The sequence below is a fragment of the Microcoleus sp. F4-D5 genome (assembly GCF_036704885.1).
In the GTDB taxonomy this organism is placed as follows: Bacteria; Cyanobacteriota; Cyanobacteriia; order Cyanobacteriales; family Microcoleaceae; genus Microcoleus.
In genome coordinates, this window is record NZ_JAUBSX010000029.1 from 30,267 (window position 1) to 56,147 (window position 25,881).

Annotated in this window: 23 protein-coding genes and 5 pseudogenes; 11 read left to right on the top strand and 17 right to left on the bottom strand. The window is 44.3% G+C overall.

The genetic code is table 11. From position 1 onward, the window contains the following. The first annotated feature begins 95 nt into the window (after positions 1-95). Positions 96-905: a phytanoyl-CoA dioxygenase family protein gene (locus QUA80_RS15400; RefSeq protein WP_333425859.1), complete on the top strand. Its 810-nt coding sequence runs from the start codon at positions 96-98 to the stop codon at positions 903-905. Positions 906-1,079: 174 nt separating this feature from the next. On the opposite strand, the gene QUA80_RS15405 is transcribed toward QUA80_RS15400, so the two are convergent. The 11 genes and pseudogenes from QUA80_RS15405 to QUA80_RS15450 all read right to left on the bottom strand — a co-directional run bounded on the left by QUA80_RS15405 (position 1,080) and on the right by QUA80_RS15450 (position 7,041). Continuing rightward, complete coding sequence (locus QUA80_RS15405; protein ID WP_333046563.1) at positions 1,080-1,460, bottom strand: hypothetical protein; 381 nt, start codon at positions 1,458-1,460, stop codon at positions 1,080-1,082. Positions 1,461-1,694: 234 nt separating this feature from the next. After that, entirely contained in the window at positions 1,695-1,931 is a 237-nt protein-coding gene (locus QUA80_RS15410; protein WP_333425861.1) for a hypothetical protein, read from the bottom strand. Further along, the gene (locus QUA80_RS15415) at positions 1,921-2,367 is read right to left on the bottom strand and encodes a transposase (protein ID WP_333425863.1); all 447 of its coding nucleotides are present in this window, start codon (positions 2,365-2,367) and stop codon (positions 1,921-1,923) included. The genes QUA80_RS15410 and QUA80_RS15415 overlap by 11 nt, the downstream gene beginning before the upstream one ends. Positions 2,368-2,664: 297 nt before the next feature. After that, entirely contained in the window at positions 2,665-2,790 is a 126-nt protein-coding gene (locus tag QUA80_RS33815; protein WP_445302243.1) for a terminase gpP N-terminus-related DNA-binding protein, read from the bottom strand. 70 nt (positions 2,791-2,860) lie between these two features. Further along, positions 2,861-3,262: pseudogene (locus QUA80_RS15420) on the bottom strand (IS607 family transposase); the annotation flags it as partial. Further along, positions 3,263-3,964 (bottom strand): annotated as a pseudogene (locus QUA80_RS15425) (RNA-guided endonuclease InsQ/TnpB family protein); the annotation flags it as partial. 189 nt (positions 3,965-4,153) lie between these two features. Next, positions 4,154-5,356: pseudogene (locus QUA80_RS15430) on the bottom strand (ISAs1 family transposase). A 93-nt stretch (positions 5,357-5,449) separates the two neighbouring features. Beyond that, positions 5,450-5,943, bottom strand: a pseudogene (locus QUA80_RS15435) (helix-turn-helix domain-containing protein); the annotation flags it as partial. Then, positions 5,849-6,127: pseudogene (locus QUA80_RS15440) on the bottom strand (IS607 family transposase); the annotation flags it as partial. The pseudogenes QUA80_RS15435 and QUA80_RS15440, both read right to left, overlap by 95 nt. A gap of 271 nt (positions 6,128-6,398) precedes the next feature. Continuing rightward, positions 6,399-6,740 (bottom strand): hypothetical protein, encoded by a 342-nt coding sequence (locus QUA80_RS15445; RefSeq protein ID WP_333425866.1) that lies wholly within the window; start codon positions 6,738-6,740, stop codon positions 6,399-6,401. Continuing rightward, positions 6,721-7,041 carry a hypothetical protein gene (locus tag QUA80_RS15450; protein ID WP_333425868.1) on the bottom strand — a complete coding sequence of 107 codons (321 nt, stop codon included), beginning with the start codon at positions 7,039-7,041 and terminating at the stop codon, positions 6,721-6,723. The genes QUA80_RS15445 and QUA80_RS15450 overlap by 20 nt, the downstream gene beginning before the upstream one ends. 170 nt (positions 7,042-7,211) lie before the next feature. On the opposite strand from QUA80_RS15450, the gene QUA80_RS15455 reads away from it, so the two are divergent. The 4 genes from QUA80_RS15455 to QUA80_RS15470 all read left to right on the top strand — a co-directional run bounded on the left by QUA80_RS15455 (position 7,212) and on the right by QUA80_RS15470 (position 11,100). After that, positions 7,212-7,688 carry an AIM24 family protein gene (locus QUA80_RS15455; protein ID WP_333425870.1) on the top strand — a complete coding sequence of 159 codons (477 nt, stop codon included), beginning with the start codon at positions 7,212-7,214 and terminating at the stop codon, positions 7,686-7,688. A gap of 304 nt (positions 7,689-7,992) precedes the next feature. Next, entirely contained in the window at positions 7,993-9,468 is a 1,476-nt protein-coding gene (gene glgA, locus QUA80_RS15460; protein WP_333425871.1) for a glycogen synthase GlgA, read from the top strand. Positions 9,469-9,688: 220 nt separating this feature from the next. Continuing rightward, positions 9,689-10,060 (top strand): DUF4342 domain-containing protein, encoded by a 372-nt coding sequence (locus QUA80_RS15465; protein ID WP_333425873.1) that lies wholly within the window; start codon positions 9,689-9,691, stop codon positions 10,058-10,060. Positions 10,061-10,212: 152 nt separating this feature from the next. Beyond that, a complete protein-coding gene (locus QUA80_RS15470; RefSeq protein ID WP_333425875.1) occupies positions 10,213-11,100 on the top strand; it encodes a GUN4 domain-containing protein in 888 nt (295 codons plus the stop codon). 328 nt (positions 11,101-11,428) lie between these two features. On the opposite strand, the gene QUA80_RS15475 is transcribed toward QUA80_RS15470, so the two are convergent. From QUA80_RS15475 to QUA80_RS15485, 3 genes are all read right to left on the bottom strand, one after another. Then, positions 11,429-12,751, bottom strand: coding sequence for a serine hydrolase (locus QUA80_RS15475; protein WP_333425877.1), 1,323 nt, complete (start codon positions 12,749-12,751; stop codon positions 11,429-11,431). Positions 12,752-13,041: 290 nt separating this feature from the next. After that, positions 13,042-13,377: a hypothetical protein gene (locus tag QUA80_RS15480; protein WP_333425878.1), complete on the bottom strand. Its 336-nt coding sequence runs from the start codon at positions 13,375-13,377 to the stop codon at positions 13,042-13,044. A 44-nt stretch (positions 13,378-13,421) separates the two neighbouring features. Further along, positions 13,422-13,595, bottom strand: a complete 174-nt coding sequence (locus tag QUA80_RS15485) for a hypothetical protein (RefSeq protein WP_333425880.1) — start codon at positions 13,593-13,595, stop codon at positions 13,422-13,424. Between the two features lie 276 nt (positions 13,596-13,871). Here QUA80_RS15485 and QUA80_RS15490 point away from each other — a divergent pair, with 276 nt between their 5' ends. The 3 genes from QUA80_RS15490 (at position 13,872) to QUA80_RS15500 (ending at position 17,726) form a co-directional block, all read left to right on the top strand. Next, positions 13,872-15,731, top strand: a complete 1,860-nt coding sequence (locus QUA80_RS15490; protein ID WP_333425882.1) for an AAA-like domain-containing protein — start codon at positions 13,872-13,874, stop codon at positions 15,729-15,731. A 117-nt stretch (positions 15,732-15,848) separates the two neighbouring features. Beyond that, complete coding sequence (locus tag QUA80_RS15495) at positions 15,849-16,799, top strand: phytanoyl-CoA dioxygenase family protein (RefSeq protein ID WP_333425884.1); 951 nt, start codon at positions 15,849-15,851, stop codon at positions 16,797-16,799. 327 nt (positions 16,800-17,126) lie between these two features. Beyond that, positions 17,127-17,726: a Uma2 family endonuclease gene (locus QUA80_RS15500; RefSeq protein WP_333425885.1), complete on the top strand. Its 600-nt coding sequence runs from the start codon at positions 17,127-17,129 to the stop codon at positions 17,724-17,726. Between the two features lie 303 nt (positions 17,727-18,029). On the opposite strand, the gene QUA80_RS15505 is transcribed toward QUA80_RS15500, so the two are convergent. Beyond that, positions 18,030-18,920 (bottom strand): M48 family metallopeptidase, encoded by an 891-nt coding sequence (locus QUA80_RS15505; protein WP_333425887.1) that lies wholly within the window; start codon positions 18,918-18,920, stop codon positions 18,030-18,032. A 90-nt stretch (positions 18,921-19,010) separates the two neighbouring features. Further along, positions 19,011-19,778 carry a 5-formyltetrahydrofolate cyclo-ligase gene (locus tag QUA80_RS15510; protein WP_333425889.1) on the bottom strand — a complete coding sequence of 256 codons (768 nt, stop codon included), beginning with the start codon at positions 19,776-19,778 and terminating at the stop codon, positions 19,011-19,013. 149 nt (positions 19,779-19,927) lie between these two features. Between QUA80_RS15510 and QUA80_RS15515 the strand changes: the two genes are divergently transcribed. After that, positions 19,928-22,669, top strand: coding sequence for an AAA-like domain-containing protein (locus tag QUA80_RS15515; protein ID WP_333425891.1), 2,742 nt, complete (start codon positions 19,928-19,930; stop codon positions 22,667-22,669). Positions 22,670-22,759: 90 nt separating this feature from the next. Here the strand turns inward: QUA80_RS15515 and QUA80_RS15520 are convergent, their stop codons facing one another. Next, positions 22,760-23,224 (bottom strand): COP23 domain-containing protein, encoded by a 465-nt coding sequence (locus QUA80_RS15520; protein WP_333425893.1) that lies wholly within the window; start codon positions 23,222-23,224, stop codon positions 22,760-22,762. A 344-nt stretch (positions 23,225-23,568) separates the two neighbouring features. On the opposite strand from QUA80_RS15520, the gene QUA80_RS15525 reads away from it, so the two are divergent. Together QUA80_RS15525 and QUA80_RS15530 are read left to right on the top strand one after the other, a co-directional pair. Then, positions 23,569-24,066, top strand: a complete 498-nt coding sequence (locus QUA80_RS15525; RefSeq protein WP_190659271.1) for an HNH endonuclease — start codon at positions 23,569-23,571, stop codon at positions 24,064-24,066. 246 nt (positions 24,067-24,312) lie between these two features. Beyond that, positions 24,313-25,587 (top strand): bifunctional oligoribonuclease/PAP phosphatase NrnA, encoded by a 1,275-nt coding sequence (locus QUA80_RS15530; RefSeq protein ID WP_333425895.1) that lies wholly within the window; start codon positions 24,313-24,315, stop codon positions 25,585-25,587. Positions 25,588-25,881: the final 294 nt, after the last annotated feature.

The following is a 25,881-nucleotide window of genomic DNA, read 5'->3' on the forward strand; positions in this document are numbered from 1 at the left end:
GTACCAATAAGCCGGGTGACTGGTTTCATGGTATGCAAGTATCGAGCAGAATAAGTGTTAATTTAATAACAGTTAATAATTTTACTTTTTGAATTATGAACGCCAGCACGTTAAGCGAATTTTTCAGCTATCGGCAAAAGACTTGCGATCTTTTCGATACCGCAGGTCTAGCAGAAGCAGTGCATGAAGATGGTTTTGCGCTGATTCCTGGTGTACTGAGTCCGTCGGAAGTGGCGCAAACCAAGGAAGCACTCGATCGCCTGCAACCCTTCGGACTCGACGGCAGCAGTTGGAGTGAATTAAACCATCATTTTAAATGCGTTTTTAATCGGGATCGGCTGTGGCTTTCCTATGCCGATCGACCGGGTATCATTGAATTAGCCGAAGCATTAATGGGCAGCGATTGCCATATTATTGGCATGACTGCGTGGAAAAGCGAGCCCGGTTATGACGGTTGGCGGATTCATGCCGATCGCGTATTTGTACCTTTGCCCGAAAGCGTGTTTGCCGATCCGACTTTTCAACTCCCGGTATTGATTTGCACGGCGCATTTTTACTTCAGCGATGTCACAGAAGACCTCTGTCCTACCTATATTATTCCCGGCAGTCACAAGTCTGGTCGCAAACCAGATCGCGGGGAAGAAACTTGGAACGGACACTCCGCAGAACCAGTATTGTGCAACGCTGGAGATGTGCTATTTTTTCGCAGTGAAATTTGGCATTCCGGCGGCAGAAATACGACAACCGATCGCACTCGTTATATGCTGCAAGTCCATTATTCCCACCGCGACATCGCGCAGAAATTTTCGCCTTGGCCGTGGCAGTTCAATCCCGAAATTCTCGGTACCGCTACTGAACGACAACTGCGACTTTTGGGTAAACATCCTGAGTCAGCTTACGGTTAAAATACATTGCTAATTTTGTTTGAGGCGCGATCGATAAATAAACGGGAAATGTCATATTTATTTGAGAGTTGGAGTTTTGGATTTGAGATGACTAGCAATTCTAGAGGCTGGCAAATCTCCGAATATTTTGAGCAATCCCAAATCCCAAATCCCAAATCCCAAATCTAAAATCGCTTAAGATTGACCGTCTCGGCGGCCGAGCTCGTACACGCCGCCGCCAATACAGGCGATCGTACCCATCGATACCGCCCAACCAGTGCCCAGAGACAATTCGACGCCCCAATTGCACAATCCGCCGACAATCAAAAAGGGCAGAATGCTTAACAGCGAAGCGTAAAAAGCATTTTGAGCTTCTCTGGCTTGGCGGGTTCTTTCAAACTCGGCTTCCGAGGTGTAGAGGGATCTTTCCGCAAAATTCATCCAGCGGTTGAGTTGCAGAATTACCCATTCAGTGAGGGGCGACAGGCCCCAGTACAGGGCTAAAGACCACAAGGACGCACCCGCGATCGCAGTTGCATCTATGGCAAAACTAAAGGGAAAAATTTCAGTAAGCATTGCTTGATGTGGAATAAATTTACATATTTACGTTATTTTAAGCCCCTCATCCCTCTTTTTCTAGACACTTTCTAGCGGAACAAGGTATTTACATCCTTTCAGGTGTTGAGCTAGCTTACTTTGGCGATCGGCAAATTCTAGAAATTTTCCAGGGACACCACACCGTATACGCCCTCGACCCTAGGGGACGCAGATTCTCATTCCGTTACATCTGAGACCTTGCACCATTCTCAATTAGCCATACTGCCAACCACTAACAGTGATGTCAAAACCCTGCCCAGGATCTAAACTCTGGGTGCGATCGATATTAATTAACAGCCCCAAAACTACTAGAGATGCAAACAAAGTTTCTCTCGCCAGTAGCGCCGCGTCTCCCCAATCTGGCAAGGTAGTTTTTCCCGATGCTAGATACGCCCAGAAGGCGAGAAAGTAGGCAATAAAAGATAATACTAGCCACCGATCAACTCCCAATAAAGTGCTTTGTCCTTTCCCGATGCAAACCAAACCGATGTTTCACAGTCTTAAAGAATCCTTCAATCTGCCAACGTCTTCTACCGAGTCGAGTAATGTAGACAGCAGATCGAGGTTTTGTCGAAATTACAAAGCATTTTTCGAGACTGCCATCATCCCGTTTGAGCCAATACCAAGATAGGGTGACTGGAAAGTTTAGTCCTTGCAGCACTACTTGCTGACCCCTTTGCAGTCCTTGGTTTACCTGCCGCGCACCTGCCAACCTCCGATCGCTCCTCATCCCAAAAATACCACTTGTACGTGGTTGTTTTTTCACCCATTTTAGCATTTCTATACTGCCAAATTTGCTATCACCTAATACTCTAATTTCATAATGTGCTGTTAAGGTTTTTGGCAGAGTTTTTAGCAATCTTTGACCGAGTTTTATCGGTGCCAACTCTCTCTTGCCCCGATCGACTCGGAACCCCAAGGTACTCGACTTATTCCCACAAGTATGTAGAGGACTAACAGGTGCAATCCTCGTTTACCATTATAGACTCTAATTAGTTTCCATAACCCTGAGAACTTACCAGTTTTTTCGAGGGTGTCATCTCCAAAATTACCGTCAGAATTGGTCGCCTCCCAAGTCCTTTTTCGGCTTTGACTTGCCTGATTATATCTGCCCGCACAACTCGAATTACTGCGCGGAATGACCATTGGTAATGATTGAGGAAGCGACTAACCGCGCTGGCACTTACTGTTTGAGAGAGAAACGGTAAACTTTGTCCTGTTGCTTCCAGAAATAGACCTGAGCTTTGCTCGCCGACTTTTTTGTTGATATTTGCTTGGCATTAAATCCATCAAGGTATAGACTAACGATCGAGCGTAATTAAGGATGGTTAACATTAACTTATCACCTTGTTGATACGTCATTTTTTTCACATTTTGGCACAAAATGCAAGGGCTAATTGAGAATGGTGCAAGCTCTCAGTTATTACCAATCTGGCAACGTCACCTTGCATAATGCGTTTTAGTAGTTTTTGCAGTCCTTTTTTTTGGTAGTTCAAACCACTACCTAAGTCTTGAATTGTTTCAAACTGCCAGCCATTAGCACTGCTAAACGCCTCTAAAACTTGAGCCTGTCGAACAAGGTCTTGTTTTTGGTCGTGGCTGCTGACGCGGGCATAGTTGATAGTGATGCGATCGTCGAGTCGATCTAGTTCTCGCGGTGTGATACGTTTGATGTCAGCTAAGAAGAATCTTCTCTGACCAGTGGGCGACCGCTCTGATTTAATCTTGCCTGAGTCCGCCCAACGTCTTAAGGTTTTGGTAGAGACACCTAACTGATACATTTACGCGACAGTTACCCGGCTATTACCGGACAAAGTAACGATAGCACTATCATCCTCATAGGAGATAGAGGCGGTATCCCGCAAAGCTTTCAGTAAAATACCAAAAGCGCCATTATAATCCCGTGGGATTGAGTAGCCACAGTCAGGGCAAGTAAAGACTTTAGAACCACCTAACTTTTGATGCACGTGACCACAATGGGTACAAGTTTTAGACGTGTATTCTTCAGTTACATCAATCACGCTGGCGTTTCTGATATTTGCCTGATGTTTGATGGTTTGTTTGAATCTGTAATGCGCCCAAGTCAACATCGCTCTAGCAGTTTTTGAACGAATCTTTCTTCGTGATTTGGCTACCATTTGGGAAGACTCAAAAGTAGGAATAAATATGACCCGATAGTTGCTAGTTAAATAGCAAGCGGTTTGTTTTTGGCATTCGTATACTAAATTACGAATGCGTATTGTCATGCGATGAGCCGCTTGTATCATCCGTTTTCTGCGCCGTTTCCCGGCTTGAGATATTCGGCTCATTAAGTTATCTAAGTGTTGGCACAGACGAGCTATTCGTCCCATGTCACCACCTCCCAACTCAATGAATTTATTGCCATCAAATCCGGTCATAAATGTTCTTACACCCGGATCTAATGCAATAATTCCTGTTGCTACCGTAGGCTGCACAGTCACTGGCACAGGAAACACTGCAAACCCAGGGTAAACGCATCTAAATTAATTTGACAAAAAAGTGAATTTGTGCATGACTAAATAACTCAAAAAACCTTCTTAAAATTCTTAACTTTAACCCCACTTGAGCAGATCAAACCAGAGCCTTAAGATTTTCTGAACTTCTTAAAGCCGGATAATTTTTCTTCTTAGATTGGTATTAGATTTCGAGTGTTAACTGGCAGAGTTTAAAATTTGAACTAAATAATTATTGTCCATTGCCGCTCGATACCGTTTCATTTTTAGACTTGGTGCCGGAATTTTTTTCTTGTTTCAGTAAATTTATAGCTAGTCGGCGTAGAAGTGCAAAATTTTCGGGAGAGTTCTGTTTCCGAATCCGGCTTTTATCTTCACAGAATGTAACATCAAGCGTCCAATGTAAGCTATTTTCAATGCCCCAGTGACTGCGGATAGCCCCAGCAATTCTCTCAGCATTACTGCTTAAACTACTTAAGTAAAAACGAGCTGAGCGTGGTGGTTTTATTCCACAATCGTCGTTCACTAACTATCATGACAACTGTTTTTAATCCACTCCATAATTCTTGATTATGTAGAGGTGGTAACTCAGATACATCAACAGTCCATACTTGGATTTTTTCCACTCGATGATATCCAGCTTCTACTTGTTCATAATAATTGTACTTTTTGCCTAAATAATCTGTTTTTTGAGCCACTTCAAACCAGTTTTTTACCTCTTCGTGTAGGAGTTTTTGATTCCCTTTTAAAGCTAAAATGTAATCTCCTTTTTTCTTGACAATCAGAGATGTTATGTCTTTTTGACAGCCCATAGCATCTATGGTTATTACACTTCCGGCAATTTCTAACATTTCTATTAGTTCCGGGATTGCTGTCAGCTCGTTAGACTTTTTATGGACTTTTTTTTGTCCTAAAACCAATTGATGAGATGAAGACCAGGCACTAACTATATGTAGAGCTTTTTGCTGGTCATTTCGGTCATAAGATTGTTTCATTGTTTTGCCATCAATGGCAATTACATCTAGTTTTAATTCCCCGACTATCGAATTTACCCAACTCAAAAAACATTCTTGAAACTGTTGCGGTTCAATGAGGGCAAATACTCTACTAAATGTGTCATGAGATGGTATTCCATTCGGTAATTCTAGGAAGCTTTTTAACCATTCATATTTGGCATTACCATAGCCTTCTATTGCCACCCATCCGTCCGCACCGAGTCTAGACAGCTAGAATCGCAATCGCGATAATATCTTTAAGTAAGTGTTCTTTACTTCTTTCTATTCTTGGGTCTTTCAAGTTGGTAAAATGCTTGAAAAAACTGGTATTTAAAATATTCATTGAAGGCAATGAGTCTTTTTGTTTTTGTTGGGAAGTTACACCTTTACTAAAACCTCTTGCCATTGATATCACCAATAAACTACAACAAACTACATGAAAAATTAGTCGTATTTAACTGTAGCATATTTTGGGTTCAAGTTAAGATGCGTTTACCCTGACTGCAAACCAACGACCCTTGCAGTAGACTAACTGAGTACCTCGAACGCAATCAGGAATTACCTCAGAAGCTTTGAAGGTCAATCCTTTGGTTAAGGAAGGATACCAACTGCCTTGTTTGAAATTTGAATCGTTAAACTTGATGGTTTGAGAGTAATCTCTGATGCTACGAAACTTGGCGTCTGAACTTGCCTTAAATACTCTCTCGGCATCAAAAATAGCATTTTGCCTGATGTGACAAGGTGTTTCTTTTACCCATTCTGGTAAATCACTTCACATAACTTCGTTACGCAACAGCAACTTACTTAAGCGCTTTTTTCGCTGCATTGCTATTGCTTGGTTGAAACAATAACGACAGGCTGCTAGCCATTGACGCCAGACTTTATTTAATTCCTGACTGGGTAAATCCTGAGCTTCAGAGATTTGAGTTTTATACTTTCGCCAGAAGTACAATCTACTACTGAAGAAGTGGAGGACTGTAAGCACGTCTTCAACGATTTCTTGTTCTGGACTAAGGTTTGTTTCGCTCAGTACCACGAGTTTACACCAGTTTTGCTCGCTGTTCCATTTGTATTGGTCAAAGCCGAATCTTGCCAATCGGTTTTTGTGGGCAACGACAACCATTCGGACATCTCATGAGAAGATTCGTTCCAATAGGGCAAGAAGCTTTTGGATTTTTCACGGGCTTTCTTCCCAACGTCGGAGAGTTCTTTCGTTGACTCCAATGATGGACGATGATGATGAGAGTGGGAGGTACTTGACAATAGTTTTTTCCTCAACTCTTGTTTGATTGTATCAGATTGTCCGGCGATGCCTGGGTAATCTTTGATTTAGTTAGTCCTCTTTTGCGGCATCTCCAATACTAACTGTCACGAACGGTGTGTTTTCGATATCAACTCAATTGATAGAGACTACGCCACTATATTTGCTCAACAATCCGGGAAGAATGTCAATAGATGTCCAACAATTTAGTTACAGCTTCCAGCCCTTTGTAGATCGCTTCCTTCCACCACAGTCTGTTGTACCCGTCCGGCACGAAAGTGCCATAGCGCATATTATCGAGCTTGTAAGCGCTAAACCCGCGCTCTATCATATCCTTCCTCGTAAGCACCTGCGTCCAGTAAGGCGGTTTTGGTTCTGTTGCTGTGACCCCGATCGCTTCATTCGCACTATGCACCTTTTGTGGCCCTGGCTTTTTTGCTTCTGAACGGGCGATGGGATTGAGCATACCGTCGTGTTGAACGCAGCCCTGCTTAATTAACTCAATGAACTTATTTACCGCTTCGCTCATGTTTCCAGTCATCCGAAGAAGCTTGACCGTTTCTGGTTTGAGGGGTGAAAGAGTTTTTGCATTCGGGATGGTCGAGGTCGGCTTCCAGTGCGATTGCAAGTTGGGTAGCTCGCCTCCAGTCGTCTCGGTTGTCCTTGTAGCCGTACTTGCCTATTCCCAGACACTTAGGCTTACCGTTAAGCGATTTAGCATCTAGTTGCTCCCAGAGGGCGTTGTGGCGCTTGGGGAAGCGCAAGGCAAGGGAGCCTTTGTCGGAATGTACGGTTACATCACACGGTTGGGGACGCTTGTCAGCTCTCATGGTGTTTTCATCCAAAGAGTTGATTTGTCAAGGTTTTAAATTTTATCGACTTTTTCTATATTATTGCTTGGTTCTCTATTTCTGGAAGTAGGCGCCTATCTTAGCCGGCTATTGTTTCAGACAGTATGGCTCAAATTGTTTTAGATAAGTAACTATCTTTGACAACGGAAATGGACTACAGCGATCCCGTATATCAAGGGACTGGTACGGTGAAGCTCGAACCGAGACAAAAAGGGAATTTCCTGCATTGTACGCCGCTCGACCTTTCGGATGCACAGCAGTGGGAGTTTGATGACGGTATATTTCAGTTTTGTTCTGACAATGTAGTTATCGGTGCTAAAAAACTGAAATTGCGACAAGTGGCTGCTTCTAATGACGGTAGGTGGAGAATTGCTATTACAGCTTTGCGCGAGCAAAAAGCTACTGTTGTAGCAGCTACAAGTTCACCGGCTAAGGTTGTCGAACTCAAACAAAGTGAAACTTTGATAGCTGATTGCGATTTGGTTAAAGGATTTACCAAGGGGATTGAAGAAGATTATCGAAAATTAGGTCATTTTGGCAAAGGCGGCGGGGAGGGTTGTGTTTGGTTTTATCAGGGGAAAGGTAAATTATTAGTATGTGAAAATGATGCTATGAGTTTGGGTTGAGTTATTGACAGCGACACGAGATGCGATCGGTCGAAAGGAATGGATTTGACAAATTAGTTTGATTGTTGCAAAACCTGGAAAAACAGGTCATCGATTACACTTTCGCACATCAGGCACACGGCAGTGCCGTGTCCGTACCTGTATTTTAAGCAACAGTCCGATCGCCCAAATCCCTCTCAGCATCAGCTAGCAGCCCGTATTTTCCCTGTATTCCCAATGGCCGACTTGCTTATCTGCCTAGAAATCATATACTTTGTCAAGTTAAGAAAATATTTTTTTGATTCATCCAGGAGCGAGAACAAAAATGTACATTGTACAAATTGCCTCGGAGTGCGCCCCCGTCATCAAAGCAGGGGGTTTGGGCGACGTAGTTTACGGTTTGAGTCGGGAGTTGCAGAATTCCGGTCACTGCGTCGAGATTATTCTACCCAAGTACGACTGCATGAGGTACGACCACATTTGGGGACTTCACGAGGCCTACCGGGATCTGGCGGTGCCCTGGTACCGTGGCGAAATCCTCTGCGATGTCTTGTGCGGCTGGGTGCACGGGCAGTTGTGTTTTTTCATCGAACCTCGCTCTCAAGATAACTTTTTCAACCGTGGCTGTTATTACGGCTGCGATGACGACAATATGCGGTTTGCATTTTTCAGCAAAGCCGCTTTGGAATTTTTGCTCAGAAGCAACAAGCGTCCCGATGTGATTCACTGTCACGATTGGCAAACTGGTTTAGTGCCAGTCTTGCTTTTTGAAATATACAAATACAATTGGATGGAATATCAGCGAGTCTGCTATACCATTCACAATTTTAAACATCAAGGCATGGGAGGTAGCGATATTTTGCAAGCAACGGGTTTGAATCGAGAGGATTATTATTTTGAGTACGATCGCCTCCGAGATAACTTTAACCCTTTTGCCATCAACTTTATGAAAGGTGGCATTGTGTACTCTAATTTTGTCACCACAGTTTCGCCGCACCACGCTTGGGAAGCTCACCACGGCGAGTTTGGCTACGGTTTGGGCCACACTTTGCATTTATATCAAGATAAGTTTCGCGGGGTGCTCAACGGCATTGATTATGATGTGTGGAATCCCGAGAGCGATCGCTATCTTCCGGCTCATTACACTCAGGAGGATTTGGCAGGAAAAGCCAAAACTAAAAAAGCTTTGCGCGATCGGCTGTTACTGCGCGATGCTGACAAGCCTATTATTACCTTTATCGGTCGTTTGGACGACCAAAAAGGCGTTCATCTCGTCCACCATGCAATTTATTACTCTCTGAGTAAGGGAGCGCAATTCGTGCTTTTGGGTTCCGCGACGGAAGCGGGAATTAACGCGCATTTCCAGCACGAAAGATACTTTTTAAATGATAATCCAGACTGCCATTTAGAACTAGGTTTTAATGAGGAACTGTCGCACTTAATTTACGCGGGTGGAGATATCATTGTGGTTCCCAGCAATTACGAACCCTGCGGGCTGACTCAGATGATCGGGTTGAGGTACGGTACTGTTCCTGTGGTGCGGGGAGTTGGCGGTTTGGTGAATACTGTGTTCGATCGAGATTACGACACCCGCCACCTCCCGGAAGAACGCAACGGTTACGTATTTTTCCAAAGCGACTACTACGCTTTAGAGTCGGCGCTCGAGCGCGCGATCGGATTGTGGTATGACTATCATGATGAATTTGAAAAACTCATGCTTCAAGGCATGAGTTACGATAATTCGTGGAAATATCCAGCTAAAGACTATGTGGAAATTTACGAGCTAATTCGACACAAATAATCAGTAAGGGCGGGTATTCCCAGAGATATTTTCTCTACCTTTAGGAAGAGATAAACCCGCCCTTTTCTAACCAGACAGAGATAATGTTTTGAGTAAAAGTGTGGGGGTGGAAAGTACGAATGCAGATTGTAGGGTTTCCTGGCCTGTCATTCCCAAGCGCGATCGCCGAAGATAAGGGTATACAAATTAAACGGTTGGTTTTCACCCGCCCTTACACAAAATGAACTCACAACTAGAACAAAAAGTAACGATTCTACAAGACGAAACAGCAGCAGCCGGAAATTCAGCCAACCCAACAGTTGAAACTCCTTTATTCGCTTCAGAATTTGCAGCAGAGGAAAAAGTCAGAGTGGAAGAATTTAAGATTAGCGGCGAAAGTGTAATTGGTAAAGTCAAAGAGTTAATTGAGCAAGGAAAACTCCGCCGCCTCGTCATCAAAAACTCGCAAGGGCGGACTTTGGCAGACATTCCGCTGATGGCGGGATTGGTAGGCGGCGTTGCAGGATCGGTAGTCTTTCCAATTGCTGCTGTACTTGCTACAGTTGGGGCAGTTGCGGCTCATTTGACTGTAGCCATCGAGCGCAAAGAATAGTAGTTTGATTTGTCTAAAGCTAGGAAAGCGAAGCAATCTCAGAGTCTGGGATTGCTTTGCTTTCGCTTTTTATGTATTAAAGATAATTGCGATCGCCACCTTATATATAAGCCTGTGCTAAACTGATGTCAAAATTTGATAAAACAATCCCCATGTCTATTCAACCAAGAGAATACGACGCCGTGCTTGGCTCTAACAATACAGCAGCACTTACAGATGCTGTTTTAGGCGGAATAGAAGGAGTCAAGCGCCGACTTGCCACTGGAGACATTGAATCTAGAATCATTGCTCTTTCTCAAGCATTAAATTATGGAGAATCGGGTTTAGATGTAGTTATTCAAGCGCTTCAAGATCGATCCAAACAAATCCAATGGTCGGCTTATGAATTACTTGCTCGAAAAACCGAAACCAAAGTAGAACAAGCACTCCAATCTTTTTCATTAATTTCTGAGGCGGGAATAGATTACAGCTCGTTACAATATTTACTGGCAAGTCAAGAATTGGAAAAAGCAGACGAACACACTCGCAAGCTGGTGCTGCAAGCTGCTAATCGCTCGGACAACTGGTTGAGAAACGAAGATATTCAATCTTTAGCTTGTGAAGATTTATTTATTATCGATCGACTTTGGACAATATACAGTCAGGGTCGTTTTGGCTTTAGCGTACAAAAACGCATTTGGGAAAGTTTGGGTGCGGAAAAATCGGATAGAAGCAGAGGCCAAGAGTTTAGCGATCGCGTAGGATGGCACAAGGCACAAACTGAAACCGATAGTTACTACGATATCCTCAAACTATATACAATCAAAAGACGCGATGATATTCCTTGCGGCTTGAATGCTCCTGAAGGAAATTTACCCAGTATTTGTGAGTTTGGTGGAGGTGAGCTTTTGTCGTGGTATGACCCCCCCGATACTGAATCTACTATGGGTTTTTACTGGACTGGTGGCTATAGATATAAATGGTCAAATGACTCGTTTTTTGGGGCAGACATGGTTGCTTGTTTTCTCAAACGCATCCAAGCTTGTCCGGAAATTCCTTAAGCCATAACTAAGGAATGAGAATTAAATAACTTACACAAGGAAAGTGGGGTGGGCTCTTATAGCCCGCCCTTTTTGGACGGGCTATAAGAGCCCATCCCACCATAACAATTAAAATTGTAAGTTATTTAATTCGCGATCCTAATTAGTTTATTGGAGGCAGAGCCTCCTGACATTTATTCCCAGGCAAAGCCTGGGAACGAGTCCAACGAGTCCAACGAGTCCACGAGTCCCATACTCTCATTACCAGGCTCTGCCTGGTAACGCAGATCCAGAGGCTGTGCCTCGCGGCTTGTAACGAGTCAATCTTAAAGTCTCCGATTGCTTAGCTTTAATTCGATGCTTTTGCTGACTCTCGATCTAAATAATTGTAAACAATCCGCGAAATTCGACGGACAAACTCTCTCACAATCGGGTCATTGTAAGGACGTTTGACAAAAATTGCCGCTAAATAACGCTTCCCATTCGGCATATCAATAATTCCAGCATCGCCAACTACAAAGCCGATATCTCCGGTTTTGTCAGCAATAACTGCGCCGGGGCCTAAACCGGAAGGCAAAAGCGTTCTAGTCGTAGTATGGCGCAGTAATTCTAAAGCTTGTTCCCGGCTGGATTCAGAGACTAATTTATCGCCAGACAGCATTGCCAGCAACTTTACCATATCCACAGAACTGGTTGTATTTGTTCCTTGAAAATCTCCCAACCAATTGCGAATTCTGGTATCAGTTAATCCCCAACTGCGAAAACGCTCGTTGAGTTTAGCAATTCCCCCCAAACGTTCAATAATCATGTTGGTGGCTGTATTGTCGCTGATGGTAATCATTTTATCTACGGTTTCTCTGATGCTAAACCGAGTGCCATCTGGTTCGTCTTGCATAGTTCCAGAACCGCTGGCAACCAACTCGGACTTCATAACTAATGTTTCGTCTAGGCTAACTTTGCCTGCATCTACATCTTGATAAAAAGCAATCAGAATTGGTAACTTGATGGTACTCGCGGCCGGAAATATGCGATCGCCCTTGATATCCAAATAGTTTCCTGTATCTAAATCCAGAAAAAACATTCCGGCGCTAAGGGATCTATACTGTTCGATCGCACTTTCGATTTGAGGCTTGATGGCTGTCATTTCCAAGCCTGTTGACATCCCCAAATCAGCGGAATAGTTTCTATGATTTCCGGGAGCAACAGTGGGCGTAATTTGACCTGTTGTTTGTTCTATCCGGGTAATCGCTGTAGGTAGAACAGACTCGTTGCCCGCTATTTGCTCGGGATTTGGCAACTGAAACGACCAGCGAGTGGCAGATTCTCTAATGACTCGGATTTTTTGCGGGTCTAACTTATAACCGGGAGTTAATTGTACCACTAACCTGGTAGTTTCGGTGTCAAATTGCCCGACTCTAATTTGTTGAATAGCTGAGTTGTAGCTTTGAGGAGTTTCGGGATATTCCAAGACTATTCCCGGCAAATCAATTACTAAGCGGGTGGGGTTTGCGATTAGTTTGACTTCCGGCTGAACTCCTGAATCCGTGGTTAAATTGAGTTGGTTTTCCCTGGGATCGAAGTGCCAAGAGGTTAGTGTATCAGCTTTTGCAGGGAGGGCGATCGAGAACAGGCTAAGGGCGGCCGGCAACAGCCATCGCAGTTTTAAAGTCATGTTTGAAGAGAAAGAGTTTAACGGCTGCAACGAGAAAGCGGCTGAAAAAACGTTATCAACCGCTTTCGAGACGAAGCACCTAGCATCATACAGTCAACTCTTGCCCGCAGCCGTAATTTTTTTATTTTCTTTGAGAGTATTCCATTTCCGGGACTCCCATCAAATCCGGTTCTATTACCCCTTTTTTTTCTAGTCTCGCGCAGGCGGACGAAAGTTTGTACTGTCGCGAATTATCTTGGCAGAATCTTGTTGTGTCGGCGCAAATTTTATTCGCCTTAGATAAATTCAAGTTATGCTATCTCCTGATTTCTAGCATCTTCGAGCGAGTCGATCGCGGCTTTGAGAAACACTTTTCCTTTAGCAACCAATCGGCGATCGCTCAAAGGATCGTAAGCTTCCCAATTACCGCTAACTTCGCGATCGCGCCACAAAAACCAGCAGCGGTAGATTTCCCCGCTATCTATATCATCGCACAAAGCCAGCCAATCATCCCCCGTGAGAGCGCTGGCATCTAATGCTACCAATTCAACCCACGCAAGTGCAGTGCATGCATCGATAGCGTCAGCATCAACCGAGTCAGCAGATTTTGTAGCTGTAGGTTGTGGCGAGCAAAGTGTAGACTTCATAATTTCTCCTTAATTAAATTAAATCACTCAGTCAATGAATTTCCCTATTTATGGAACTGACCCGGTACGCCTAGTGGAAAAACTGTGTTTTGATAAATTTCTGGTTCGTCAAATTTACCAGCGGCTGATGCTTCTGTTAAATTATTAAGTGTATTAATTGTAAAAATGGCGGCAGTTCCGAAAGCGGCCATTGCCAGTCTGTGTAAGATTTTGCTCATTTGGCTGCTCCTTTTTTGCTTGGTGTATCTACTCTAAAAATTTCAGTGGTCATTAGGGGCGGAGATTGGGGAGTTAAGAAAAACTTTTTATACTAAAATATATTCAACTGTTGAATCCGTTATCAGGACAGAGTTTGAGGAGTCGATCGCCCAAAAAACCTCCCCAAGTAAAATTCCTTAAATTCCGGCTGGCTGATTATCTTCCTTAAAATCGCCTAAAATAGGAACTTAAGGCGTTAAACTTTCTAAATTCGTTCCCCTTTCACTGCAAGCGAAGTGCTCAAGTCAAAACGCGATCGCGGTCGCATTCTCACTGCCTCTGGCTTAAAGAAACTTAACGAGGCGCTCCAAGAATGGTCTGACCGAAATAACATTAGAGGTACTCTCACTGAAATCGAGGCCGAGTCTGGCGTCGGTGCCGATACAGTCAGCAAAATTAAGCAGGGTAGAGAAGGTGCGGATTTGAGTAAAATTCGGCAGTTGTTTGCGGCTTTTGAAATGACTCTGGCGAATGGCGACCACCGATCGGCTAAACTTGAGGAACCGGAAAATTTAGACGAGCTGGACAATTTGCAGGCGGGGGAAACAGCCAGCAGCAGAATTGTCAAAGTATTTGTCAGTTATCGCAGCGCCGAACCAGATCGCGAGTTAGGAAAACAGTTGGAAACGGCCTTAAGCGCGATCGGTCATACAGTTTTCACAGCCGAAAATAACATTAGATTGGGAGATAATTGGTTCGATCGCATTAATTTATTCATCCAAGAATGCGATTATTTGCTGCTACTGTTGCCGCCAACGGAAAACCAAAGCGAACTACTAACATATCAAGTTCAGCAAGCAAAAGAACTGCAAGACTCCCGCCCAGACAGAAAACCAATAATTCTCCCGATCCGCGTCGGTTTTCCCCTGAACGCGCCTCTAAATCACGATTTGCGCGGCTATCTGTACCGGATCGAACAGAGGGAATGGAAAACTACAGCAGACACTCCAATTATTATCGAAGAAGTTCTGAATTTACTAGCAGAAGAACCCGCACCAGTTACCGAAGAAACGGAAAATATAACACAAAAACAGCTATTAGAAATTAGCAGTGACGAAATACCTCTACCCGCCGCCGAACCCGAATTACCGGGAGGACAAGTAGATGTCGCTTCTCAATTTTATGTAGAACGCCCGCCCATCGAAGAACGCTGCTATCAAACTATTGTGCAGCCCAGCGCCTTAATTAGAATCAAAGCACCGCGACAAATGGGCAAAACTTCGTTGATGGCAAGAATTTTGCATCACGGAGCCCGTCAAGGCTATTGCACCGTCCCGCTAACTTTTCAGTTAGTGGATAAAGGCGTATTTGCCAACTTAGATAAATTCTTAAAGTGGTTTTGCGCTTACGTGGGTCGCGAGTTGCACTTACCCAATCAATTAGAAGATTATTGGGACGAGATTTTTGGCAGCAAAGTCAACTGCAAAGATTACTTTGAAAAATACATTTTACCGCAAATCGACAGTCCTTTAATTTTAGGATTAGACGAGATCGATCGCGTTTTTCAATATCCCGACATTGCCGAAGACTTCTTAGGACTGCTGCGGGCGTGGCACGAAGAATCGAAGCGGCGCGACATCTGGAAAAAACTGCGATTAATTGTCGTTCACTCCACCGAAGTTTACATCCCGATGAACATCAATCAATCGCCTTTCAACGTCGGACTGCCAGTAGATTTGCCAGAATTCAACCATCAGCAAGTACAAGAGTTAGCAGCGAGGCACAACTTGAACTGGTCGGATGCAGAAGTTGAGGAATTGATGGCAATTGTCGGCGGACATCCGTATTTAGTTCGAGTTGCATTATATCACATTTCGCGATCGGGTTTGACACTCGATGAATTAAAAGAAACTGCGATCGCAGATGCGGGAATTTACAGCGACCATTTGCGCCGGCAGTTGTGGAATTTGGAAGAATATCCAGAGTTGGCGCAGGGGATGAGAGAGATTGCCGCGGCGGATTCTCCGGTGCCGTTAAAGGCGATGCAGGCGTTTAAATTAGACAGTTTGGGGTTGGTGAAGTTGCAGGGGAACGAGTGCGTGCCGAGGTGCGAACTGTACCGACAATATTTTAAAACTAATTGGGGAGTTAATTAATTGTAGATTTTAGCTCGTTAACGACGTAAAATCAGCCGTAGGGAGAAACAGCAGCACAAATATTGCAAAAGAGCGATCGGGCTGTCCCCTGTGCAGTATCAACGTAAAATAGGGGCCATGACTGAAGAAACCGTGACTCTGAGAAAGTCTCTTGACTTAGATAAATTAATTCCACTTCTGCCACAAGCAGAAGATATTAACTACTGGCGCAAGATCAACCCCAATTCAACTATTTCCGATCGACCATTTGAAGGCTTTTCAGAATTTTCGGGAATCCAAAAAGCAGAAATTGACGAGTACAGGCTGCAACTGCGAGAAGAAGGCTATTTCCAAACACCTAGCGTCATACCTGCTGCTACTATTCACCAGATGCGCGACTGTATAGAAAATGTCCGAAAAGCAGGGTTTCCGACAATGTTTGCCCTCGTCTACGATGTCTTCTATCAAGTATTTGGTTGCTTTAACTCAACCTTGACAGGAATTTTGGGAAACGGCTACAAGCTAGTTCCAAATTTTTGGGTTTATTACATAGAAACTTCTGACAGCGGCAAAGGATTTGAGCCTCACCGCGACGCCGAGTACGAAAATACTATAGACTCCAACGGTATGCCGACAGTGCTTACTCTCTGGGTGACAATTACTGAGGCTAATCCCCTCAATTCATGTATGTACATGATTCCGGCAAACCGCGATCCAGAGTATGCTGAAGCTATCAAAAATCTCAAGACGAAAGCTACTAAATTTGCCTTGGAAGATATCCGGGCTTTACCTACACAAGCTGGTACTCTATCGTGCTGGGATCAATACGTTTTTCACTGGGGAAGCCGCAGCAGCAGTCGGGCTAAATCGCCTCGAATTAGCTATGCCGTATATTGTCAGCGAGGGGATATTCCACCAGTTGATGATGTAATTGTCGATATCCCATCAGTGCTTGATTTCCCAACCAGGTTATCTCTGATTTGCAGAGGTTTGTATCGCTATTCTTACGCCAGTTTACAGCCATCCCCGGAGGCGGAAGCACTGTTAGATTTCTTGACGAAGCATACGGCAACTCTGAAAAAAACTTAATATAAGTTTCCCAAAAAGCCAGTCATGTCTATTCCGGTTGCATCGGAATTATTTTTTAACCGCAGAGGACGCAGAGTACGCAGAGGAAGAGAAGAGAGAGATGGGGATAAGTAACCTGGATTTGGTATAATTTTTGTAAGTAATAATCAGGTGAATGATACCCATGAACGATATTTTTTTGATAACTTCCGATAATTGGCTAGATTGGATAACCGTGTTTGGTTATCTAGGTTTTACTGCTTTCATTGCATGGCGCGTATTCACCACAAAGTAGATATATGTTAAAATTAGGTAAAATCATAACTAAATTAACTCCCGCATACTGTTATGTTGCCTGTTGAAAGTGTCGCAGCAATTCCGAACGATCTGATTTTGCGCTTGAGCATAGAGCAGTATCATGCGATAATTCAAGCTGGCATTCTCACGGATGATGACTCTGTAGAATTGCTGGAAGGTTGGCTGGTTTTCAAAATGCCCAAAAATCCACCGCATCGAGCAACAACTCGTCTTGTAAGAACAGCTTTAGAGAATATTTTACCTCCGGGGTGGTATGTTGATTCCCAAGAACCGATAACGCTATCTAACAGCGAACCAGAACCCGATCTAGTGGTTGTTCGAGGGGATACGCGACAATATCTCGATCGCCATCCTGGTGCTGAAGATATTGCGCTTATTATTGAAGTATCCGATACAACGCTTCAGCGCGATCGCACTGTCAAAAAACGGATTTATGCCCGCGCTGGAATTGCGATTTATTGGATTGTGAATCTTGTGGAAGGACTGGTTGAGGTGTACTCTCAACCTCTTGTTGAAGCTGAGAAGTCAGATTACAGTCAAAGATTAGATTTTGGGCGATCGGCTGTTATACCGATTATTATTGAAGGGAGAGAAATGGGGGCGATCGCTGTGAATTCTCTTTTACCTTGAGATAAAATGAGTAATATCGTTTACGGTTGTTTTTGAATGATTGAACCGCAGAGGCCGCAGAGGGCGCAGAGGAAGAGAAGAGAGAGATGAATAATAAGGAAACGGGACAACAAATTTGGTTAGGGATGAAGCCAGCCAGTTGAATTAGTCAAAATAATTGGGAGTGATAAATTGAAAGAAGGCATTGCTGAAAATCGAGATGATGTGGAACGAAGTTCCAAGCATCTAGTCCTATTTTCATCCCAGGAATTAGCAACGCCTTCATCTGTGCATTACTCAGCACTTTGCTATAGCATGAGGAATTTACCAAGACTTTAGAAAATTCCAATCTTCTGTATCGTCTGGGTATAATAATGGTGGCGGTTGATTGGGTTGTTCGAGTAAGGTTTTATAGTCTCCTGAATCGACCCATTTTAGGAGTTCCGCAGCGCGCATCACGACCCAAGATTCTCTGGAATCGTTGAAACTGAGTAACTTAGTAAGTGTATCTTGAGACTCTACACTGTTGTCGCTAAATTCGCGCACTTGAACGAGGAAATCAGCGATCGCTTCCGGTGTTACATAGCAACTGGGTAAACCGCCAAGTTTCATCAACGCGGTAATCGCTACATCCACATCCTGACAAGCCAGCAACCCCGCCCGATCCGCTGTAAACCTTGCCATCATTAACCAATTCCAGAACGCCAGTTCTACCCCATTAGCCGCCAAACCGCCAAATCCTAATGTCGCTGCATTCACCCAATTCTTTAAAAGCGGCATCACCATCGCTATTTGATGATACAGCAAATGCTGACTCTTAATGTGGGCGACTTCATGCCCCAATACATAAATCAGTTCCTGGCTAGAAAGCCATTCGTAGGCTTCTAAATTCACCGTTACAATTGGACTTTCAATACCAATCGTAACGGTAATAATATGCCCCCAACCGCGAAACAAATATAAATCTGGACAGGGATATAAATCGAGAATTTCACAAGTTTCTTCCAACGCCTCAGACAACCCCGGAAAATTGTTGGGAGTCACGCGAAAATCACTGCCCAAACATTGCAAACGGAGTAGGCGATCGATACCGTACTCATTCACTTTTTTCAGCAATAAAGAAACTCCAGGCATCTTTTCTAGAGACGCTAAAGCTTTGCGATCGAAAGGATGTTCGTAAGTCTCTGACTTCAATCCTAATAAGACTTTTTTCATCCTAAATAGACCTCCTCTAGAAAATCTGCCTGTTCCAGATCGTGCTTAGCCATTAATCTCTCGATTCAGCAATGCCTGAAAGAACTAAATCTAAACTTGCTCTCTCAACTTTCGCAAAATCGGAATTTGTTCCAACTGTTCCGGCCGTATACTATCCCAGTTTAACCCAATTGGACGCGGATAACTTGTATTAGTTTCAATTACCTCCCGGGCAGTAACAATCCAATTCAGCGCCCAATCGTGAGCTTGCATTGGTAAACGCGAATCTTCGACTATTTGCAAAGGATGCACTGTTGTTACAATTGGCGTATCGATTTTTACTAACCCGAATTCTGTGAGCATAGCCAATTCCAAATCGGCAAATCCTGCACCTTTCCCGGTTCTTCCACCGTTGGGCCCTGCGGCTACGCAGCCGACTATTACTAAATCAATCGGCTCCATTTCTGCAAAACTTACCAATTTTCCGCAATCGAGAGCTTTGCGGGCGATCCTCTTCGAGGGCTTCGCTAACGCACTTTCGGCAATTGATATATTTTGCCTCTGCAAATCCTCAAGCGTTAACTCAACAAAACAGCAATCGTCTGTCAATCGCGGAACTGCCATATACAAGCGTTTTCCATCTTGCAAAGCTTGCATCCGCACCGGAATTTGCGCCGAATCGGGATTGCACTTAATCGTTTTTGCTTGTTGCCATATTGGTAAACTTGCCAATCTTTGGGCCGCCAACTGGGCACCGACAAAGTTGGGAATATGGCCAAACGGATCGCCAATAGATGCGCCTTTCTGCTTCAGCAAAGACCAAATTTCGGTTCTTAACTTATCTTTTTCGCGGTGATATCCAATCCAATCAGTTTTCATGTTGTATTGTGGTACAATGTATCATACAAAAGTTATTTTTAATACGCCTCATTTCTTCAGTCTCGCGTTGCGCGGACTTGGTGTGACAAGGAGCGGTTTCAACCGCCGAATGACCCCAAGATATTTTTTGAGTTTTACTATTTTATCCTATGAATTTTACCACAAAACCCAGTTACTATCAAGTCGGTGGGAGTTTGACAAATAACGCTCCCAATTATGTGAAGCGGCAAGCAGACGACGACCTTTATAACGGATTGAAAGCAGGAGAATTTTGCTATGTTTTGAATTCCCGGCAAATGGGCAAATCTAGCTTGCAGGTGCGGACAATTCAGCGTCTGAGAAATGAAGGAATTGCTTGTGCTGCGATCGACATTTCCGAAATTGGCAACCGCGGCGTCACTCCCGAACAGTGGTATGCTGGTTTGCTACGCATTCTCGAAAATAACTTTAACCTGTCGGATCTTGTCAACGTGCGGACTTGGTGGCGCGATCGCAATTTTTTAACCCCGGTTCAAAGATTGAGCGAATTCATCGAAACCGTACTGTTACCCAACATTTCCAGCAATATTGTCATTTTTATTGACGAAATCGACAGCATTCTCGCCCTAGATTTTCCCGCAGACGATTTTTTAGCCTTAATTCGATCGTGCTACAACAAGCGCGCCAACAATTCAGAGTTCGATCGCCTAACTTGGGCCCTTTTAGGCGTAGCATCGCCGACGGATTTGTGCCGCGAGCAAAATGCCAGCAGCAATACCCCTTTTAATATTGGCAAGGCGATCGAATTAACTGGTTTTGACGAAACAGAAGCTCAACCGCTAGCAGCCGGGTTGGCAGAGCTTACAGACAGCCCTAATCAAGTTTTGAGAGAGGTTTTGTATTGGACGGGCGGGCAGCCTTTTTTGACTCAAAAGCTGTGCAAACTATTGTTGGAAAATGCCACATTAATCCCGAATTTACCCCCGCCAGCCCCCCCTTGCCAAGGGGAGGAGAAAGATAAAATTAACACTTCTAAAGAGTGGGTGGAGAAAGTAGTGCGCTTGAAAATCGTGGAGAATTGGGAAACTCAAGATGTGCCCGAACATTTGTCCACAATTCGCGATCGGCTTTTCAAAGAAAACCAGCGGATTGTGAGGAGACTCGGATTGTATCAGCAAATTTTAGAACAAGCTGAAATTGTCCCCGATGGCAGTGGCGAACAAATGGAATTGCGATTAAGCGGATTAATCGTCAAGCGCGGGGAAAAATTAACAATTTCTAATCCTATTTATCAAGCTGTATTTAACAAAGACTTAATAGAACAAAAATTAGAAAAAGTCTCGCCTTACTCCGAAGCGATCAAACTCTGGTTAAATTCTAGCTGTGAAGATAATTCCCAACTGTTGCGAGGGGATGATTTGCAGTCAGCATTAGTTTGGGCGGCCGGAAAAAGTTTGAGAAACGAAGATTTTCAATTTTTGACTGCCAGCCAGAAAGTTATTTTGAGCGACCAAAATCAACTGCTGCGTTCAGCTACACTAGAGACCAAAAAAGCTGTGTGCGATGCCAAAAAAGCTTTGAGTGAAGCTGACTCAGCCAAACAAAAAGCCAAACAGTGGATCGGCATCGGTTCTGCGGTACTGGCAGCATCGTTACTGGCGGCGATCGGCTTTTCAACTCTCGCTTACCAGCGGTTTAAACTAGCACAAGCAAGTATTGAAATCGAACAAAATGGCAGCGATGCTTTATTGTTGGCGGTATCTCAAAAGACAGAAAACACCGAAGCTTTATCAGAAGCTTTGCTGAGGGCGATCGCCTCTGGAGAAAAATTAAAAAAATTGGTTAAAAACCAACCGCGCCTAGAACAATATCCCGCAACTATACCGCTGTTAGCCTTACAAGTAATTCTCGATCGAATTAGCGAAAAACAGCCGATAAACCACTCATCGCTTTCACAAAGAAAGATGAATTGGCAAGCTCATACTGGTGCAGTTACCAGCGTCAATTTTAGTCCAAACAGAAAAGTTTTAGTGACCGCAGGCATAGACGATAGAGTTCGGATTTGGAATTTAGTTGGGCAAAAAGTTATTGAATGGAAAGCTTTGCAGCAGTCAGTTAATATGGTGCAATTTAGCCCCAACGGTAATGTTTTGGCGACGGCAGGAAGAAACAGCACAGTTAAACTATGGAATTTATCAGGAAAAAATATTTCTACATTCAAAGAGATTCAAGGCTCAGTTACCAGCATCAGTTTTAGTCCCGAAGGAAAGTTATTGGCGGCCGCAGGAATAGATAGCAATGCTGCAATTTGGAAATTGTCAAAACTGCCCAAATCAATATCATCTAGCGTGAAACTCCCCGGTCACAACGGCTTAGTGAGAAGTGTAAATTTTAGCCCGAGTGGCAATTTTATAACAACGTTAGATGGCAACTCTACAGTGCGAATTTGGAATTTGTCGGGACAACTGAAAAAAACCCTTCCCCTTCAGGCAATTGGGATCAGTTTCAGTCCGGCTCAACACCAGCATCGCTTTGCTACAGTAACATTGAATGGCAAAGTCGGGCTGTGGAATCTGTCAGGGGAAGAATTAGTTAATGAATTTCAAACATTGCATTTAGATGCGAAATCAATTAGTTTTAGTCCCGACGGAGAACGGCTTGCTACAGTCGGAATTGACAAGACAGTGCGGCTGTGGAATTTAGCAGGGCGGCAGGTTGCTCAATTTGAGTTTGAGGAGAATGTGGTTAGTGTCAGTTGGAGGCGAGATGGAAAGCAAATTGCTGTAGCTGGAAGCAACGGTACTGTCTGGCTGAGGCAGGTTGAAGGGTTAGAAGAATTGCTGGAGCAAAGCTGCAATTTTTTCACTACTCAACCGAAGTATTTTAGAAGAGTTTCAACTCTCTGCAAGTAGGGACAAAGGCTTTCGCCGTGTCCTCTCAATAATCTGCAAGTACGACACGGCAATGCCGTGTCCCTACCCGTAGCTAATGACTTATGACTATCAATTTACCTTAACCGGCGAAACACTTACATTAGGATTTTTGACTTTTCTTAAGAGTTCTTGTCGGGCTTGTTCGGGATTTTGCCCTTTGGGTACTTGATATAATAATCTACAGGAACCGTCTTGAGAATTAGCTGCACAAATTATTAGTTGACCGCTGGGAGATGCACCTGATGTGATAATATTCTCCCAGTTACCTTGCGGTTGCGAGTTGTTGAGAATTCCCGAGACTCGGGTGCACCGAGTAATCGCGTCTTCTCCGGATTCATTGAAATAGTTATCAGCTAGCCACAGAATAACGGGAATATTTTTGCCTTGTTGGACGGCAATTGTAGCTGGGCGGCCGCCCGCAGCACCGCAGAAGAATGAAGGCGTTTGGGCAAAGGCGCGACTGTTTCCTAAAATTGGAGCAGCAAGGGCAATAATTGACGCGCTAAAAGCTGACTTTAAGAGCCGAAATTTCATGAGCAGTAATAAGCTTGTTCATTTAAGGTTACTAATAGTCTAAAAAGTTAGACTGTTTGTTGCCGGGAAGATTAGGCATTTAGGGAAAAAAATAAAATTAATTCTGCAAATTTTTGCGATCGCATATACTGACCTCATCTAGGCTAAGACTCAGGGAAAAAAGCTCGCTGAAAAAGACGGACGGGAGAAAATAGGTGCAGCCGCAGGGGGCGCAAGCCCGCAGGAATATGGTAAAGGTGTGGTTTTTCACCGTTTTTTGCTGAGCCTCGCTCTTCCTGAGACTGTCCCACCTAAAGTAGAACCTGTGTTAACATCGGTAAAAATATTCTCTTTAATAATCAACAATGGGCAATGTTCTGGTGCTGAACGCCTCCTACGAACCCCTTAACATCACCAATTGGCGAAGGGCGGTAGTTTTGCTGCTGAAAGGAAAAGCAGAACAGGTAGAACACAACGGGAAATTTATTGCGCCAAACTTCCCGCTACCAACTGTGATCCGACTGCGGCATTACGTCCGAGTTCCTTATAAAGATATTCCGCTGACCCGCCGGAACATCTTGCACCGGGACGCACACTCTTGTCAATACTGTAGTTATACGGGGGACGATTTAACCCTCGATCATGTGATTCCCCGATCGCGCGGAGGAGGCGACAGTTGGGAAAACCTCGTCACCGCCTGCGTGCGCTGCAATGTCAATAAAGGCAGCCGCACGCCGAAAGAAGCGGGAATGCCGCTGCGCTATCCGCCTAGGAAACCTCACAGCGGTCTTTATTTTGAAGTCACTAAACACGTTAAGAGCGGTATGCACAAAGAATGGCAAAAATATGTAATAGGCCTTTAAAACCCCTGTCAGCGCAAGCGCGGGGGTTTTTTGCGGAAGGTTTGAGTTCTAAGCTTGCTTAGTTCTTCGCAATGCACGCGGGGTGCACGAGTTAAAAAGTTAAAGAGTTAAAGAGAGAATTTACGTTCTTAAATCCGGTTTCTAGTAAGAAGTATTGGCTTTGACAACCAGGCATCTACAAAGAAACGGGGTTTAAGATCGAATGTCGCGCAAATCCTGAAATAGTTAAATTGTTAATTTTCAACGATGAAAGACGATTCCCCTAACAATTCCGATGATACATCCGGCAACCGCGAAGGTGAACTTGATGCCAGCAGCGAGGTTGTACCCGAAGTGAGTGCGCCCGGGAAACGGCGCAGCAAAGCCGAAGTTGCTTCCCAAGAGAATCGCGGCCGTCTCCGCGAGGAATTGCACGATCGCAAAGTCGAACAATTGCGCCAGATGTTCGATCGCCACAAAGGCACTCGCCAGTTAATCTTACTGCAAGATTTTCCCGACCCCGACGCACTTTCAAGCGCTTGGACTTACAAATTAATTGCCGAACAGTACGATATCCAATGCGAGATTATCTACGCCGGCACCCTCAGCCATCAAGAAAATATTGCCTTAGTTAAATTGACAGGGTTGCCGTTGCAGCGGTGGACGCTGGAAACAGTAAAAAATAAGGATTTGTCGGTGTTTCAGGGCTGCGCTTTCATCGACAACCAAGGGACTACTTGTAACTTAACCGAGTATATTTTAGCCGCCGGAGTTCCGATCGCCGCCGTCATCGACCACCACAATTTGCAGGGGGAAATGAAGGCAGAATTTACCGATTTGCGCCCCCAAATCCGCGCTACAGCGACGATTTTTGCCGAGTATTTACAGGCAGGACTCCTAACTCTCGACGGCAGCGTCAGCCTGCACATCAAGTGCGCTACAGCTTTGATGCACGGTTTGCGATCGGATACGAACGCCCTCAGACAAGCTCAGGAGGAGGATTTTTTGGCTGCGGCTTATTTGAGCCGGTTTTACGACCCGCAGTTGCTGAATGCGGTGTTGCAGTCGTCTCGTTCTAAGTGGGTGATGGACGCGATCGAGCGATCGCTCAAACACCGCACCGTTCAGAACAATTTTTCGATCGCCGGCATCGGCTACCTCCGCTATGACGATCGGGATTCTATTCCCCAAGCTGCGGACTTTTTAGTAACAGAGGAGAACGTACATACAGCCGTTGTTTACGGAATTGTTCACGACAAAGATGAAGAAATTGAATTAGTAATTGGGTCGCTGCGAACGACTAAACTCACTCTCGACCCCGACGAATTTATTAAAGAAGCTTTCGGTCAAGATGCTCAAGGCCGCTTTTTTGGAGGTGGTAGAAGTCAAGCCGGAGGTTTTGAAATTCCGGTAGGATTTCTTTCCGGCGGCAATGAGAATAGCGATTATGTAAGACTGAAATGGGAAGTATTTGATGCTCATATCAAGCAAAAATTGCTGCATTTAATTAGTCCGACAAACAACCCGGTTTATCATAATTAGATTGACTAATTTTTGGCAAGTAAATTGAATATTTCACAGAACTTATATCGTTCTTAACGCAGTGAGGTTAGCTCCCTGCAGGCTTAAAGAAGTCGGGGATCGAGGTATTTGGTTTTTTTAAGTAGTCTTACTTACCGAGTCAGAACAGCTCAGCTAACGGCTCAAGACTATAGCGGTTCTCAAGCGTGGTTAGGTATGCCGGCGGAGCCCTATGCCCTATGCCCACGGAGCCGTATGCACACGGAGTCCTATGCCCTATGCAAGTCGGGTACCTCATGTTACTGAGAAAGGCTA